This is a genomic window from Chryseobacterium sp. 6424 (assembly GCF_003692615.1).
Classification (GTDB): Bacteria; Bacteroidota; Bacteroidia; order Flavobacteriales; family Weeksellaceae; genus Kaistella.
In genome coordinates this window covers 1,551,519-1,566,368 of the sequence record NZ_CP023540.1, presented here as the reverse complement: position 1 = coordinate 1,566,368, position 14,850 = coordinate 1,551,519, and the positions used below count along the sequence as shown (strand labels likewise).

The window sequence follows — 14,850 nt, the reverse complement described above, 5'->3', positions numbered from 1 at the left end:
GTTTTTTCTCTTGTTAAGATATTCAAAGTACCAATATTTGTTTTTATTTTTCCGATCACATATAAAACCATTAAAATCAAAAGGAAAGAAGAAGTTTTTACACCGCATCGTTAGATAATTGAAATATTTGGATGTAGTTACCAAATATTATTTATTTGATACTCTATCCAGTTTAATTCTATGAAAGGAATAGAGTTGATTTTTATTAAAATATAATTTTACTTCGAATAGATAGTCACTTGATTTACTTCTAATTTATCTATGATAACTTTAGATTAAAATTTTGAATATTTACTATAATGTATAAAGTGTATTTAGATTGAATTTTTCAATTTAAGGAATATTTAATCTTCCCAAATAATACTTAGTGCACAATTTTCATACACTATACAATGTTCATAAAAAATTCTTCTGGAATCTTCAGATTTTACACCTTCAAAGCAATCTATAGCAAAAATTTCTTCTGGATTTTCAATTGAAGTTTTTACATTATTAAAATAATCAGCCATAGCTAAACCTTCAGGAACTTTTTTATCATTAAGTAAGTTCCAGAAAGGGAAGCCCTGACTGTTTTTTTGCCATTTCACAAATCCATTCTCAGCATAAACTATTTTGATAGGATGGTTTCCTATTTCTGCAAATCTGAGTGCACATGAAGTTTTACTAACATTATATTCCTTGCTTAACTCATCAATTACTTTAAAACTAAATTTTTTTCTCTTCCATAAATCTCGTTGAAAAGATTCTTCCGGCATTAAGAGACAAGCCGCAAAATAATCTGCTTCTCTTTCAATTTTATCGAATTGAACCTTGTCAATTTTCGAGGGATGAGGTTCTAAAATTCCCAGTTTTAGCCCAACGCGATGTGTGTCTATAAAATAGTGTCCAAGTTCGTGAGCTAGTGTAAATCTAGAACGTGGAGAATTAAACCTATTATGATTATCTATATTAATATGAATATAAAATTCATTATCATCATATACAGTCATTCCATCAAAAGTCCCTTTGTCATAATGGTCATAAAACACCTCAATGTCCTCAGATTCTGCAATAAGATGTAATGGAATTATTTTTTCAGTATTGAAATTTCCACTAATGGACCCAGCAATCTTTTTAATTTTTGATAAGGAACTGCTATCAATCACCTTTCTTCTTTTTCTGATTCTCTTTCATTTTGTCAAAGACGCTTTGAGAAATATTGCTTTGCCCTTTTCTGGCGACCATTTTCAAACTTTCTATTTCATGACTTAGGTTTGTGTCAATTGATATAATTTTTGATTCTTTTTCAACGCAAAAAGAACCATCAATAATTGATTTGACATTAATACCTGTGTTTTTCAACTTAAAATCATAATCTTCATAAAGTTTATTAAACCTCTCTATCTGAGTTTTAGTCTGAGGAAATAAAAAACCTGTTGAGTGTAACCAATCATCAAGGTTAGTCTCTGTAACCTTTCCTATATATTTTTTATCTATTCCCATTGAAAGCTTTTAGATAGTTATTAATGTGATCGTTAGCTTCTTTTTTATAAACCTGAATTGAATTTTGAACTAAATTCAATCTGTCTCTCAATTTTTTACCCACCGACCTTGGTATATTTTTTTTTCCGGTATTTTCGTAAGCTTTATATGTAAGATACACAATCTTATGTTTTTCAGATAAACCTAGAATAGCTCTCTCAATGATTTCTAATCTAATTTTCAGCTCTCTTTTCTTTTGTATATCGTCGTCTCCTACTGTTAAAGAAATTAGATCATCAATATTCTCTACAATTGATAAATCGTCTTCATCAGGTTCCGCACAGGTATTTAGATCTCCATATTTTACCAATTGAGTATATACTATTGGATAAAGCCATAACAAAATCGACCGATCAATATCATCCGGATACTTGGCTTTACTTTTATTAAAAGAGTGATATTTCCAAACGCGGGCAAAAGCACAAGTTGCTATTTCAAGTGCAACAACCTCACTGTAATTAAATTTATTACAATATATTTCTGCTTTTTGCAAAATATCTCTTTCAAACCTACTACAAAACTCAGTAAACGCTGCAGCAGCTTCTTCAGGATATTCTTCTTTAAAAGAAATATAATCTATAAGCTCATCACTGGGTAATGTCTCAAAAACTATTTCATCGGTTTTTTTTTGTTCTACATTCATCTATATACCAAAAAGCATTACTAATGGAATTAGTATATGAGTGGATAGGCTCATATACTTCAAAGTTAAAATAATCTTTCTAATGGAATTAGTATATGTTTGAAGTTTTTTCAATGGTCAATTCCTTTATGGCCTAGAATGTTAAAGGAAAAAATGCATACTAATTATGGCAACTAACAAACCGGCTGGAGACGGTCACAGAAACGGAGCAGTTAAGGGGCGTTCCCAAACCTACAATCCACAAACAGATTCTTGGGTGAAACGCGATACTGCTACAGGTAGATTTATGGATGTAAAAACTTCTAGTAACACTCCCTTCAAAGGAGTTACCAAGGAAAAGTAACTCCATTTAAGCTCCAGGTATCCTAAAAATGATACTTGGAGTTTACCAATTTTTAATATCATTATATAAATGAGAAAGAGGTGTAGTTCTTTAAAAGATTATAATATGCTTACGGATTTCCGTAATATATTTTTGAAAAATAAAATTACATTTGGCTCTATTTATATTAAAATCAGACTTTTATGACAGTTTGTCATTACTACGATTGTAGGAGAAAAGTTTGATGTAATAAATTTAATAAACAAAAAAATGAAATTATCAGACAAAGATTTACAGTTTTTTATTAGTAAAATCAAACTGCAGCCTGAAAACATGGGCAAGTATAGAGATCAGGTAAACAACCTAAAAGAAAAATTAGATAAAAAAATTGCTGAAGATGACAGACACGGATTAAAGGTTGAGAAATATCTTCTTGCTGGTTCGTGGAAAAAGCATACGATTTTGAAGCCTACAGGAGACCATCCCATAGATATTGATCTTGTGCTTTTTGTTACTGGTGATGAAGATATCCATAATGATATTGGGAAGCTTTTTGATTTTATTGTAGAATATTTGAAAGAAATTTATCCACAAAAAGACATTTCTAAAGATGTGGATGCTGCTGGAAATACAAAGTCGGTAACCATTTATTTTTCAGGCTCAGGATTAAGTGTTGATATTGTTCCTGTAGTCCCATTAAGCACACCAAAGGATTATGTATGGCAACCCAGCAGACACGGAAATGGTAAAAAGTATATTACCAGTATTTCCAAACAGTTAAGTTTTTCACTTAACAGAAGACAGGAAAATTCTGCTTACACTTCAATTGTAAGAGCTATAAAATGGTGGAGAAATTACAAAGAATTAAAACCTTCTGATAATGAACCAGGATTATCTTCTTTTACGATTGAATTGATTGTTGCCTATCTTGACATAAATAAAGGAATCCAAACAAATATCGAAGAAGGAATCATTCGGTTTTTTGAATTTGTAAGTTCAACTGAATTTCCCGAAATTATTTTTCAAGATTCCATTCGTAGTGTTCCGTCGCAATACGATTCAGCTATTTATGTAGCAGACAACACTAATAAGGAAAACAATGTTGCAAAGAGAATGACCAAACCAAGATGGAACGAAATTATTGAAGAGGCTGAAGAGGCATTTGATACTTTGAACTTTGCTCAAGCAAGAAATAATGAAGGAGATACTATACAAGAATGGAAAAGCGTCTTCGGCCCAACCTTTAACATTAAATAAATTAAACTATGTACGGAACAAATACAAAAACCAATACTTATACTGTCCTTGATATACGAAAAACATTTGAAAGCTGTGAGGCAGATATCAGAACAATTGCCAGACGCACTAATAAGTGGACAATGGAATATGTAGATAAGGTTTTCCATGATGTGCTCAAATTTGCAGAAAAATATTATTTACAATCAGTAAGTATAACCTTGATTAATACTAATACGGGTTTACCTGTGAAAGCAGCTAAATTTATTGTAAATGATTTAGGTGATGCAACCGATAGCGAACGTGCTGGGAAAAATAATGATTGGCCAGATACTGATAACACTTCACTATCAATCATATTATCTCATACTCAGAAATGGAGGAGCTTAACTTTTGAAGACAAAGCAAATTTTCAAAAGGAATTAAAACTGAGTTGGGGGAGTACAGATATTAATACTAATTTTCCACATCTACAACAGTCAGACGCACAGTTGTACGCAAGCAATGGATATGAATTACAAAAAAAGAATTTCAAATAAATATGAGCACAATTTTCGATAATATAACAGAACTTCCTAGCAGAGAAATTGCAGAAAGAGCTAAACACTTAATAGGTTTTGAAGACAAGTATAGTAGGATATTCTCAAACTTAAAACTATTGTTGGATCAGGAAGGTCTAGTTGAGTGGAGTAAGAAATTCCACAAAACGGAACTACCCGTAATCTCACAACTCAAAGAGAAATATCCTTTAATTATATTAACAGGTGATGCGGGAACTGGTAAAACTGTTTCTGCAGAAGCTATTGCGGATAGAATGCTTAGAGAATTAAAAAAGGAGGGCTTTTTTCTAAAACTGAGTACTAGAGTAAGAGGAGAAGGTCTTCATGGGCAAATGGGCAATTTAGTAAATGATGCATTTGCTGAACTAAAAACCCAAGCAGGTAAGAAAAGAATAGCATTTTTACTAATTGACGAAGCAGATGCAATTGCTTCAACACGATCTACTATGCAGATGCATCAGGAAGAAAAAGCAGCTGTAAATACATTGATTCAAAAAATTGATGAAATTCGTGAACTAAATGGGCGAGCAATATTGTTTATGTCGACAAACAGATTGCATTTTCTTGATGAAGCTATTGTGAGAAGGGCGGCAATTATTTTAGAATTTGAGCGTCCCACCTTTGAGGAAAGAGTGCTTCTTTTTAAAACCTCTCTCGCTGGTGTTGAAATTACAGATAAGCAGTTAGAGGAATTGGCTAACCTGTCAGGAGAGGAATCGAACAATGGACTTTCTTTTTCTTTTTCAGATATAAGATTAAGAATATTGCCAGAAGCTGTTGCAAAATGTTTCCCGGATAAAGCTTTAGATTTTGAAACTGTTGCCGAGACAATTAAAAAACTTAATCCAAGCCCCAAAATTGTATGAAAAAAGGACCTATCTTTCTACAAATAATTCTGTCTGTTATTCTAATCGTTGGAGGATATATCGAAAAAGGAAACTGGACAGAATCTAAATATTCCACCACGGGATATATCACTTTACTTACCTTCATTGTAACTTTTGTATATGAAAACTACAATAGACTTGGGTTTTATTTCCAGTCAAAGGTTTTATTAAAAAATACTGATGTTCGTGTTTCTATTTCATATCTGTATAGAATAAAAGTTGAAAATGAATACTTACTTGTTAAAAGCAGAACAAGAAAATATTTTCAGCCTGTGGGTGGTTGTTATAAAACGTTACCTGGCTGTGAAAAAATATTCGAAGAATTAGATGTTAGACCTGATAGAAAATTTGAAACTGAAAAAGGAATAGCAAAAAATGATCTCCGTGTTCATGTAAAAGGTAAAAATCTAATTAAATTTCTTAAATGGTTCGATTCAAAAGAGGATCGTGAGATTTCGCCTTGGAGAGAATTTTGTGAAGAATTAATTGCGACAGAAATTTTAGAGTGGAGGCCTTTTAGATACATCGACTACAAGTTTAAGAAAAAAATTCAATCACCTATAATTGATCTGGATATGGGAGGTAAAGGTCTTTTTATTTATGAAGTTTTTGACTTAGTAATTAATGATGAGCAAATGCCATTACTTAAAGATTTAAAGAGTAAAACATCTGAAAATTACATTTGGGTTACAGATGAAGTTATTCAAACACTAGGGCATGAGACCGGGTCGAAATCTTTTCCGCATGAAATTGGGCCACATACAAAGTATGCACAAAACTTAAAATGGAGTAAATAAAAACATCAACTGTTGATTTTTATGACATAGTACGTAATCATTAGGAGGTAATTGCATTGAATTTACTTAATTAAATTTTTACAATTTATCAAATATAAACCAGATTAGCACAAAAGTAATTTCCTAGTTTTTTAATTTCGTTTATTCAAATATATAATTGACAATTTTTGTTATCATGATTATTATTTTAAGAATGAAAAATATGGAGAGGAATTTTTTGTCTTTGAAAGTCTGTGTTTTAGTGAAATTTAGTCTTGAAAAATTGTCTTTTTTTTGGTAAAACTAAAAAAAGACCTATATTTGCACCATTGAAAACGACGCTCTTATTGGTATATTTTCAGTGACCTATTTAGTGACCTGTTAAAAGCCAAAGCAGCATAAAGATGATGGATAGGGCATTTACGAAAATAAATTAAGTCCCGTCCGGATCGCAAAATCTCCCTTACTTGGGGAGATTTTTTTGTATATGCCTTATTTTGTTTACATATTGTATTCGGCAGAATTAGATGTCTATAACAAGGGATTTTCAACAGATGTATCTCAACGTCTCGAATATCATCTGAAAGGCTTACATAAATTCACCTCTTCCGCACGTGACTGGAAAATTGTTTATACAGCAGCTTATCAAACCAAGAAGGAGGCCCTAATAGAGGAGAAACGCTTAAAACGACTGAACAGGACCTCCATTCTAAAATTAATCAGTGGTTATAATGCCGCCCTGTCATCTCGTCATGCATGACGAGACGGGTTCGAGTCCCGTCCGGATCGCTTTGCAAAAGCATAAATTGCTACAAAAACCCTTTGAATCTTGTGTATTCAGAGGGTTTTTCTTTTTTGCAAAATGCATAATACGGCAATATAACGCAAGGATCAGATGTCCAATTCGGTGTCCCAATTTTTTTGCTAAACTGAAAAAGACCCCTTTTTTTAGATTTCTGTCCCGTTTTGGTATTTGCGCAGTGTACAAAAAATATCTTCCTGAAAGTGGTGTTCCTTGAAAAAAAGGATACCGAATTTCAGAAAAACAGGAATTACCAATCCGAAAGGCGAGGGAAAGTAATATAAAGCCCTTTAGATAAAACAATCTAAAGAGCTTAAATAATTTTATGGTGGTTATCGGCTAATTATTGCTTTTTCCGCCGCCGCTTTCTTTTTCTACATTTTGTTTGGTGCTTTCTTTTACTTTTTGATTGCCGAACCGTTTCACAAACGATACATTTAGCCCGTACCAGTCCCATTTTCCTACATTTTTGAAGGCGCCGATCGGGGAATAGCTGACAAAATCGTTTCCGGGTCTGCGGAAGATGTTATTCAGGCGGATGCCGGCTTCCATTTGTGTTTTGGGGAAGATCTTAGTGGCGCCGATGCTGTGAAACACGTTCATTTTATTACCTACCGAATTTCCCCAGTTCTGGGAGTGTACGCCCACCCAGCCATTTAGGTTGATGTTTTTGTTGAAAAGATTGGTGTACGAAAAATTAGAAGAGCCACTGAAGTTGGTGATATATTCCTTCATACCCACAAAATTATTTCGCTGCTTGAAATCGCTGTTGTCTGTATATGAAACTCCTAAATTAAGATTGATGTTCAGTTTGTTTTTAAGGAAGCTTTGGTTGGTATTGGCATAAACGGAGTAATTATTTACCCGCCCATAATAAGTGGTAGGCATCAGGATAGTATTTCCGTCTTCGATAGAGTAAGAAGTCCAGTAATCTTGGTTAGTTGTAGAAAAGTTAGCCGCAATAAAGTATTTCTTGTATAGTCCCAGTTTCAGCCCGAACCTGTCGTTAGGATTTGGCTGTAGCTCCATATTTCCGCGGTAATAGGTTCCGTTTTCTGCAGGCATCAGGAACGGGTTAAATTCAGTGTACCAAGGTCGCCAAAGGCTGTGTTTGTATGTAGCTGTTATATTGTAATTCTCGTTGAAGGAATATTTTATCAATAAATCTGGCAGCAGCGTCCCATAGGACTCTTTCTTTTCGATATTTCCGACCTCTTGTTTTACAGTGAAATTGATGTATTCATACCTTAGTCCGATGCGGGTTTCAAATTTTTTAAAGAAAGTCTTACTGAAATTAGCATAGGCTGAACTCAGGTTTTCAAGGTAATGAAACGTATTGCTTCTTGTGGCGTCAGTGATCCAGTTGTTGTTTACATCATTAAAGTATTCATAGGGCATTACATTGTTACGGAAACTTGTTTTCCCACCGAATTCAAGTTGGTCCCCAGCCTTTCCTACAGGTTGTGAATAGTCGAGTTTCAGATAATATTCGCGGTTTTGGTCATCAGAAAGGGTTTTTATATCCTCATAAGCTGGTGTACTTAGTATGGTGGAGTGTAGGCTGTTGTTGTCGCGGCTTTCGTAGTTGATGCCTGCGTTCAAATCAAGTATCTTGTTCTTTTCCTTATCGTAGTATTTGTAAAAAATATTGCTGCCGATAAAATGGTTGTGGCCTTTAGAGTTTACATTTTTAGTGTAATAGTTTTGTAGCAAATCGTTTAGGTAATATTCTCCTTTTGCCTCAGAAGTTGCGGTGCTTTCAGAGCCATAATATTGCATCACCAGTCCTATATTGTTTTTATCATCAAGTTCGAACTCTGTGGAGGACGATGCGGAAGGCGATTGCCAGTTGCTGTTGTTGACGGTATTAATTTTGGTTAGCGAACGGTCCGCGTAAATCAGGTTCTCGTTATACGAACTCTGCAAACTATTACTGTTATTGAAGCTTGCGCTCAGCGACTGTGTAATTTTTTTTCTGTGATAATTGAGATTAAGGCTTGATGACTGAGAGTTTTTGGAACTCTGCGAATTATTCATGGTAACACTGCCCTTTAAGCCTTCATTTTCATTCTTTTTCAAAACAATATTGATGACGGCGCCGGGAGTTTCATATTTCGCTGACGGGGTCGTGATGACTTCAATCTTCATAAGATTGTCCGCAGGGATGGTTTTTAGATATTCCTTCAGCTCCTTCCCTGTAAAAACCGATTTTCTGTCGTTAATGTACACCGTCACGCTACTGCCTTCTGCCTGTACGTTATCATTATTATCAATATTCACCAAGGGCGTCATTCGCAGTACATCCCAAGTAGAATTTCCGGTGAGGATAGCGCTGTTAGCCACATTAAAAACGGTGCGGTCGGCTTTATTCTCAATCGTAGGTTTGCGGGCGATCACCACCACTTCTTTTATATTTTCAGTTTTGGCAGTATCAGTCTTGCTTTCCTGCGCTTGGGTAATCACACCACAAAGCAGTGCGGCGATAATAATAGTTTTGTTCATTTGATTATCAGTTAATATTAATTAGACAACCAAAGAGGCTCAAGCGTTACATAGCGTAAATTATTTATATCTTTATGAAAAATTATCGGTATAACAGGACTTATTGTTAACGCTTTACAAACAGTTCTGCCTGAGGTCCGTTAAAAAGACTTATAGCTTCTGCCTGAAAAATGATAAAAATCACCTTATCAAAAGTATTTCGGTGCTGTATTTGATAGGGAAAAGCAACTGATACAGACCATGATTATTGGCTTTTTACGCAGAAATCTATAAGGCTTTAAGGCTGTTTCAGACATAAACCCATTAAAAAAAGAACTATGAAACCCAGCGTAATTTCTATTGTGCTTGGTGGTGGCCGCGGTTCGCGGTTATTTCCACTTACTTACTCACGCTCCAAACCCGCAGTTCCTATCGCCGGTAAATACCGTTTGGTGGATATTCCGATTTCCAACTGTCTTAATTCTGGCTTTAACCGAATTTTAGTACTAACCCAGTTTAATTCAGCTTCTTTAAATTCACATATCAAAAATTCTTATCATTTTGATATCTTCAGCCGTGGTTTTGTAGATATTTTGGCGGCCGAGCAGAATATTGAGAATGATAAGTGGTACCAAGGCACCGCCGATGCGGTACGGCAATCCATGAAGCATCTTACCAAATATGAATATGATTATATCCTGATCCTTTCTGGTGACCAATTGTATCAGATGGATTTCCGTGAGCTGATAGATTATCACTGCGTCAATGAAAGCGATATCACCATTGCGACCATTCCGGTGAATGCGCATGACGCGCCGGGTTTCGGTATCTTGAAGGCTGATGACGACGGCAATATTACTTCATTTGTTGAGAAGCCTTCACCAGACATCCTTGGGGAATGGAAATCAGAAGTTTCTGATAAAAGCAGGTCTGAAGGAAAGGAATATCTGGCGTCCATGGGGATCTATGTTTTCAGCCGTAACATGCTCAAAAAAATATTTGACAGCGATCCTGGTGATGATTTCGGTGGTGAACTCATCCCGAACGCTATCGGCAAATACAAGATAATGAGTTTCCAATATGATGGGTATTGGACGGACATTGGGACCATACAATCCTTCTTCGACGCTAACCTTGAACTGACGCAGGATTTGCCTAAATTTAATTTATTCGGGCATTCTCCAATCTATACACGCGCCAGGATGTTGCCACCGTCTAAAATTCTAGGCTCTTACGTGAGCAAGGCTATATTTGGTGATGGCTGTGTGGTGATGGCCGATAAGATTGAGAATTCTATCGTCGGTAACCGTAGCCGCATCGATAAAGGCAGTACATTGGTGAACACCTATATGATGGGCGCCGATTATTACCAGAATACCGATGAGATCGTCAATAACGACCAGCATGGCTGTCCCAACCTCGGTGTAGGGAAATACTGCTACATTGAGCGGGCAATTCTTGATAAAAACTGCAGCATTGGCGACAACGTGCGGATTTTGGGAAGTAAAGACCTGCCAGACGGCGATTTTGATACATATTCCATTAAAGATGGCATTGTAGTCGTCAAGAAGAACGCAGTTATTCCCCCAGGGACCATCATTCCATAACAATCGATTATACGGTAGCACTTCGCTGCCGTTTTTTTATTCAGATTTTGTATTTTTGCCTTTATGCGCTGGATAAAATTTGGCACTATTGCCATGATCTTACTGTTGGCCGTATATGCCATATCAACAAACTGGGTGGAGGAGAGTGAGACCTTTACCATACAGAAGCAGATCAACTATCCGGTTGAACGGGTATATCCGCAGTTTTCAAACCTACAGCATTTCACGCGGTGGAATACTTATTTTTCAGATAATAAAGATCTTAGCTTCAGTTTTTTTAGTCCGTACGAAGGGCAGGGCAGTTCAATGCGTTATCAGGACCGGAAAAACAACGATGTCTTTGGCGAGTTTTTCCTGCGTTACGCCAATCCCAAACACACTTTGCGTTACCAACTTTATCGTGGCTACGAAGAAAAACCTGTTTTAATTGATCTTAAATTCAAAGCCCAAGGTAACAGCACATCGGTAACCTGGGCGGTTCACATTCCACAGCAGACATGGCTGAAGCGTTCTTTGGAATTTCTTTCGGAAGAAGATGTCGTAGGAAATATTGACAGAAGCATGAAAGCCTTACACGCCATGCTGGGTAATAAAGTACAGAAAGAGCAACAGCGCGAAAACCTGAAGTTCGACAGCGTGATGGTAGAACAGCGCGAGGGGCAGTTGCTTTTGGGCGTTAATGTCACCACAAAAAATGGCCGCGATGTGCTGTTCCGCAATATCGTGCTGAATCATAATAAAACACTGAATTTCATTCAGATGGACTTGGCAAAAAAAGACGATGAGTTTGGTGAACCGGTACTCATCACCACTGCGCATAATTACAAAGACAAGGAAGTTTCCTACTTTTATGGCTTCCCGATTTCGAAAAGAGTGGGGATTTCCGATAATAATTTCAACTTTCGTACGGTAAACCCGTCGCGCAACTATGTTATTTATTATCAAGGACCATATTCGGGGCGTGCAAAGGCCATTCAACAGTTACTTGCAAAAGCCAGAAAAGACACTTTACGAACCGGCGAACTGCACCAGACTTTCCTGGAAAACCCTACGGAGGAAAGGCATACGCTCATAAAATTCTCATTGCCCGTTTTCCGGTGATTTTCCGGTCATTTTAATAATCATCTTGGGCATTTACTTCATATATTTTTGCTAAATTTGTGTTTTAAATAAAAAACAACAGTTAATCTGTAAATAATGGACAAATTTTCATTTTTGAATGCTGCACATTCGCAGTTGATAGAAGACTTATACCAACAATATTTAAAATATCCCGATAGTTTAGAGCCTTCCTGGAAAGCATTTTTCCAGGGATTTGATTTTGCGCTTGAAAATTACGGGGATGAGCACGAACCAGCTGTGGCAACAGTGGCACCGGTAGTTCAGGCAGCGACCCAAGCCGCTTCGCAAGGTCAGGTTCCGGATGAAATAAAAAAAGAATTCAAGGTTCTCAATTTAATTGAAGCTTACCGACACAGAGGGCATTTGTTCACCAACACCAATCCCGTTCGGGCACGCCGCAATTACGAACCTACGCTTGCGATTGAGAATTTTGGGCTGTCACAGTCGGATCTGGGTGTAAAATTTAATTCAGCCATCGAAACCGGACTTTCCGAAGCTGCAACTTTGCAGGAGATCATCAATCACCTCGAGAAGATCTATTGCGAATCGGTAGGTGTAGAATATATGCACATTAACAAGGTGGAAGAAAAAACTTTCATCCGCAAGTGGTTGCAGGTTAATGAAAACCAACCGCAGCTTACCACCGAAGAAAAGACAGAAATTCTACAGAAACTCAATCAGGCAGTAGCGTTTGAGAATTATTTGCATACCAAATTCGTCGGACAGAAGAGATTTTCGCTCGAAGGTGGCGAATGCCTTATTCCGGCCTTAGACCAGCTCATCAGCCGTTCATCTCAGTTGGGCGTAGATGAGGTGGTGTTGGGTATGGCGCACCGTGGCAGACTGAATGTGCTGACCAATATTTTCGGTAAATCTTACAAACAGATCTTTTCAGAATTTGAAGGCAAAGAATTTGAGGAAGATGTGTTTTCCGGTGACGTGAAGTATCACCTGGGCTCCTCCAAAGTGGTGAAGACCGCTTCTGGGGAGGAAGTAGCGATTAATCTGACGCCGAACCCATCACACCTCGAAACTGTTGCAGCACTTGTAGAAGGGATCTGCCGTGCGAAGGTGGATGATAAATATAAAGACTACAAAAAAGTATTGCCAATCGTCATCCATGGTGATGGTGCGATTGCGGGACAGGGGATTGTGTACGAAATTGCCCAAATGATGACCTTGGATGGCTATAAAACTGGCGGAACTATCCATATTGTGATCAATAACCAAGTTTCATTTACAACCAACTATCTGGATGCACGTTCTTCCACCTATTGTACGGATATTGCTAAGGTTACAGAATCCCCGGTTATGCACGTAAACGCCGACGATGTAGAAGCGGTAGTATATGCGATGAAATTTGCGGCCGACTTCCGTGCAGAATTTGGTAAAGATGTATATATCGATCTGTTAGGCTACCGTAAATATGGTCATAACGAAGGTGACGAGCCTCGCTTTACACAGCCAAACCTTTATAAAACCATTTCTAAACACCCTAACCCGAGAGAAATCTACAAGGAAAAACTCATAAAAGAAGGCATTGTGTCCGACGAGATCCTTAAAAAGATGGAGACGGAATTCAAAACACTGCTTGATGCTGATTTTGATGCCTCTAAAGGAATTGAGCGTAATACCATGGATATCTTCATGGCTGATGACTGGAAGGATTATGCGATGGCGCCGCGCGGCGAAATGTTGCAGCAGGTAGATACAGGTTTTGACTTGGATAGGCTTAAGGCGCTAGCAGTGGAAATGTCTACACTGCCTTCAGATAAAAAATTCATCAACAAGATTACACGTCTATTCGAGAACCGTAAAAAAATGATTGAAGCCAACTCCCTTGATTGGGCACTTGGTGAGTGGTTGGCATACGCCACACTCCTTACCGAAGGCAACAATGTGCGGATCTCGGGTGAAGATGTAGAACGCGGTACCTTCTCTCACCGTCATGCGGTAGTTAAGACCGAAGATACTGAGGAAGAGTACATCCCGCTGAGACAGATTTCTGAAAGCCGCTTCGATATCTTTAACTCACACCTCTCTGAATATGGTGTCTTAGGCTTTGATTACGGATACGCGATGGCATCGCCAAGAACGCTCACCATCTGGGAAGCACAGTTCGGTGACTTCGTAAATGGCGCACAGATTATCGTAGACCAATATCTGGCAGCAGCTGAAGAAAAATGGAAAATCCAGAATGGTTTGGTCATGCTGCTTCCACACGGTTTCGAAGGCCAGGGAGCAGAGCACTCTTCGGCAAGGCTCGAAAGATTCCTTGGGCTTTGTGCCAATGAGAATATGACTGTGGCCAATGCTACTACGCCAGCTAACTATTTCCATTTGCTCAGAAGACAGTTGAAATGGAAGTTCCGTAAGCCTCTTGTAGTGATGAGTCCAAAATCATTATTAAGACATCCGAAAGTAGTCTCTCCGCTGGAGGATTTCGCTTCAGGATCATTCCAGCCCGTAATTGATGACCATACAGCAACTCCTGAGAAAGTTGAAAAACTCGTGCTGTGTTCGGGTAAAATCTATTATGAGCTGTTGGCTAAAAAAGAAGAACTGAACTGCGATAATGTAGCTTTGGTAAGACTAGAGCAACTTTACCCGCTACATAAAGATACCCTTGATGGAATCCTTGCGAAATATGCCGCCAAAAAGCAACTGCTTTGGGTACAGGAAGAACCGGAAAACATGGGCGCTTGGGCATATATCCTGCGTAACCTTCGCGATACAGGTATTCAGGTCATTGCGCCGGTAGCCAGTGGTTCACCGGCTCCGGGAAGTCACAAGATGTTTGAGCGTAACCAGAACAATGTAATCAACCAGGTTTTTGACTGTAATGATGCACCTGCGAAACGCCCGGTAACCGCATAATAAATTTTAGAATAAC

13 protein-coding genes are annotated in these 14,850 nt (G+C 37.6%); 9 read left to right on the top strand and 4 right to left on the bottom strand.

Annotation, left to right across the window (positions count from 1 at the left end; all coding sequences use genetic code 11):
* Positions 1-344: 344 nt before the first annotated feature.
* From CO230_RS07285 to CO230_RS07275, 3 genes are read right to left on the bottom strand one after another with little or no spacing between them, the layout of a single operon-like run.
* A complete protein-coding gene (locus tag CO230_RS07285) occupies positions 345-1,145 on the bottom strand; it encodes an ImmA/IrrE family metallo-endopeptidase (RefSeq protein ID WP_122027994.1) in 801 nt (266 codons plus the stop codon).
* Positions 1,138-1,482: a hypothetical protein gene (locus CO230_RS07280; RefSeq protein ID WP_122027993.1), complete on the bottom strand. Its 345-nt coding sequence runs from the start codon at positions 1,480-1,482 to the stop codon at positions 1,138-1,140. The genes CO230_RS07285 and CO230_RS07280 overlap by 8 nt, the downstream gene beginning before the upstream one ends.
* A complete protein-coding gene (locus CO230_RS07275; protein WP_122027992.1) occupies positions 1,469-2,164 on the bottom strand; it encodes an RNA polymerase subunit sigma in 696 nt (231 codons plus the stop codon). Before CO230_RS07275 ends, CO230_RS07280 begins: the two co-directional genes overlap by 14 nt.
* A 166-nt stretch (positions 2,165-2,330) precedes the next feature.
* Here CO230_RS07275 and CO230_RS12200 point away from each other — a divergent pair, with 166 nt between their 5' ends.
* The 6 genes from CO230_RS12200 (at position 2,331) to CO230_RS12620 (ending at position 6,705) form a co-directional block, all read left to right on the top strand.
* Positions 2,331-2,507: a hypothetical protein gene (locus CO230_RS12200; RefSeq protein WP_162989998.1), complete on the top strand. Its 177-nt coding sequence runs from the start codon at positions 2,331-2,333 to the stop codon at positions 2,505-2,507.
* A gap of 249 nt (positions 2,508-2,756) precedes the next feature.
* Positions 2,757-3,743: a CBASS oligonucleotide cyclase gene (locus CO230_RS07270; protein ID WP_122027991.1), complete on the top strand. Its 987-nt coding sequence runs from the start codon at positions 2,757-2,759 to the stop codon at positions 3,741-3,743.
* An 8-nt stretch (positions 3,744-3,751) separates the two neighbouring features.
* Complete coding sequence (locus CO230_RS07265) at positions 3,752-4,261, top strand: hypothetical protein (RefSeq protein WP_122027990.1); 510 nt, start codon at positions 3,752-3,754, stop codon at positions 4,259-4,261.
* Positions 4,262-4,263: 2 nt separating this feature from the next.
* Complete coding sequence (locus tag CO230_RS07260; protein WP_122027989.1) at positions 4,264-5,148, top strand: AAA family ATPase; 885 nt, start codon at positions 4,264-4,266, stop codon at positions 5,146-5,148.
* Positions 5,145-5,966 carry an HU-CCDC81 and SPOR domain-containing protein gene (locus CO230_RS07255; protein ID WP_122027988.1) on the top strand — a complete coding sequence of 274 codons (822 nt, stop codon included), beginning with the start codon at positions 5,145-5,147 and terminating at the stop codon, positions 5,964-5,966. Before CO230_RS07260 ends, CO230_RS07255 begins: the two co-directional genes overlap by 4 nt.
* Positions 5,967-6,432: 466 nt before the next feature.
* Entirely contained in the window at positions 6,433-6,705 is a 273-nt protein-coding gene (locus tag CO230_RS12620) for a GIY-YIG nuclease family protein (protein ID WP_122027987.1), read from the top strand.
* Between the two features lie 381 nt (positions 6,706-7,086).
* Here CO230_RS12620 and CO230_RS07245 read toward each other — a convergent pair whose 3' ends face one another.
* Entirely contained in the window at positions 7,087-9,249 is a 2,163-nt protein-coding gene (locus CO230_RS07245) for an outer membrane beta-barrel family protein (protein WP_122027986.1), read from the bottom strand.
* Between the two features lie 317 nt (positions 9,250-9,566).
* Here CO230_RS07245 and CO230_RS07240 point away from each other — a divergent pair, with 317 nt between their 5' ends.
* The 3 genes from CO230_RS07240 to CO230_RS07230 all read left to right on the top strand — a co-directional run bounded on the left by CO230_RS07240 (position 9,567) and on the right by CO230_RS07230 (position 14,834).
* Positions 9,567-10,835, top strand: coding sequence for a glucose-1-phosphate adenylyltransferase (locus CO230_RS07240; RefSeq protein ID WP_122027985.1), 1,269 nt, complete (start codon positions 9,567-9,569; stop codon positions 10,833-10,835).
* 93 nt (positions 10,836-10,928) lie between these two features.
* Complete coding sequence (locus CO230_RS07235; protein WP_228438067.1) at positions 10,929-11,936, top strand: polyketide cyclase; 1,008 nt, start codon at positions 10,929-10,931, stop codon at positions 11,934-11,936.
* A gap of 96 nt (positions 11,937-12,032) precedes the next feature.
* On the top strand, positions 12,033-14,834 hold the full coding sequence (locus CO230_RS07230; protein ID WP_122027984.1) for a 2-oxoglutarate dehydrogenase E1 component: 2,802 nt from the start codon (positions 12,033-12,035) through the stop codon (positions 14,832-14,834).
* Positions 14,835-14,850: the final 16 nt, after the last annotated feature.

What these genes read in the sequence shown, in the direction of transcription:
- CO230_RS07255 (WP_122027988.1), top strand. Translation starts at nt 5,145, where the DNA reads ATGAAAAAAGGACCTATCTTTCTACAAATAATTCTGTCTGTTATTCTA.
- CO230_RS07270 (WP_122027991.1), top strand. Translation starts at nt 2,757, where the DNA reads ATGAAATTATCAGACAAAGATTTACAGTTTTTTATTAGTAAAATCAAA.
- CO230_RS07245 (WP_122027986.1), bottom strand. Translation starts at nt 9,249, where the DNA reads ATGAACAAAACTATTATTATCGCCGCACTGCTTTGTGGTGTGATTACC.
- CO230_RS07260 (WP_122027989.1), top strand. Translation starts at nt 4,264, where the DNA reads ATGAGCACAATTTTCGATAATATAACAGAACTTCCTAGCAGAGAAATT.
- CO230_RS07280 (WP_122027993.1), bottom strand. Translation starts at nt 1,482, where the DNA reads ATGGGAATAGATAAAAAATATATAGGAAAGGTTACAGAGACTAACCTT.
- CO230_RS12200 (WP_162989998.1), top strand. Translation starts at nt 2,331, where the DNA reads ATGGCAACTAACAAACCGGCTGGAGACGGTCACAGAAACGGAGCAGTT.
- CO230_RS07275 (WP_122027992.1), bottom strand. Translation starts at nt 2,164, where the DNA reads ATGAATGTAGAACAAAAAAAAACCGATGAAATAGTTTTTGAGACATTA.
- CO230_RS07265 (WP_122027990.1), top strand. Translation starts at nt 3,752, where the DNA reads ATGTACGGAACAAATACAAAAACCAATACTTATACTGTCCTTGATATA.
- CO230_RS07235 (WP_228438067.1), top strand. Translation starts at nt 10,929, where the DNA reads ATGATCTTACTGTTGGCCGTATATGCCATATCAACAAACTGGGTGGAG.
- CO230_RS07240 (WP_122027985.1), top strand. Translation starts at nt 9,567, where the DNA reads ATGAAACCCAGCGTAATTTCTATTGTGCTTGGTGGTGGCCGCGGTTCG.
- CO230_RS07230 (WP_122027984.1), top strand. Translation starts at nt 12,033, where the DNA reads ATGGACAAATTTTCATTTTTGAATGCTGCACATTCGCAGTTGATAGAA.
- CO230_RS12620 (WP_122027987.1), top strand. Translation starts at nt 6,433, where the DNA reads ATGCCTTATTTTGTTTACATATTGTATTCGGCAGAATTAGATGTCTAT.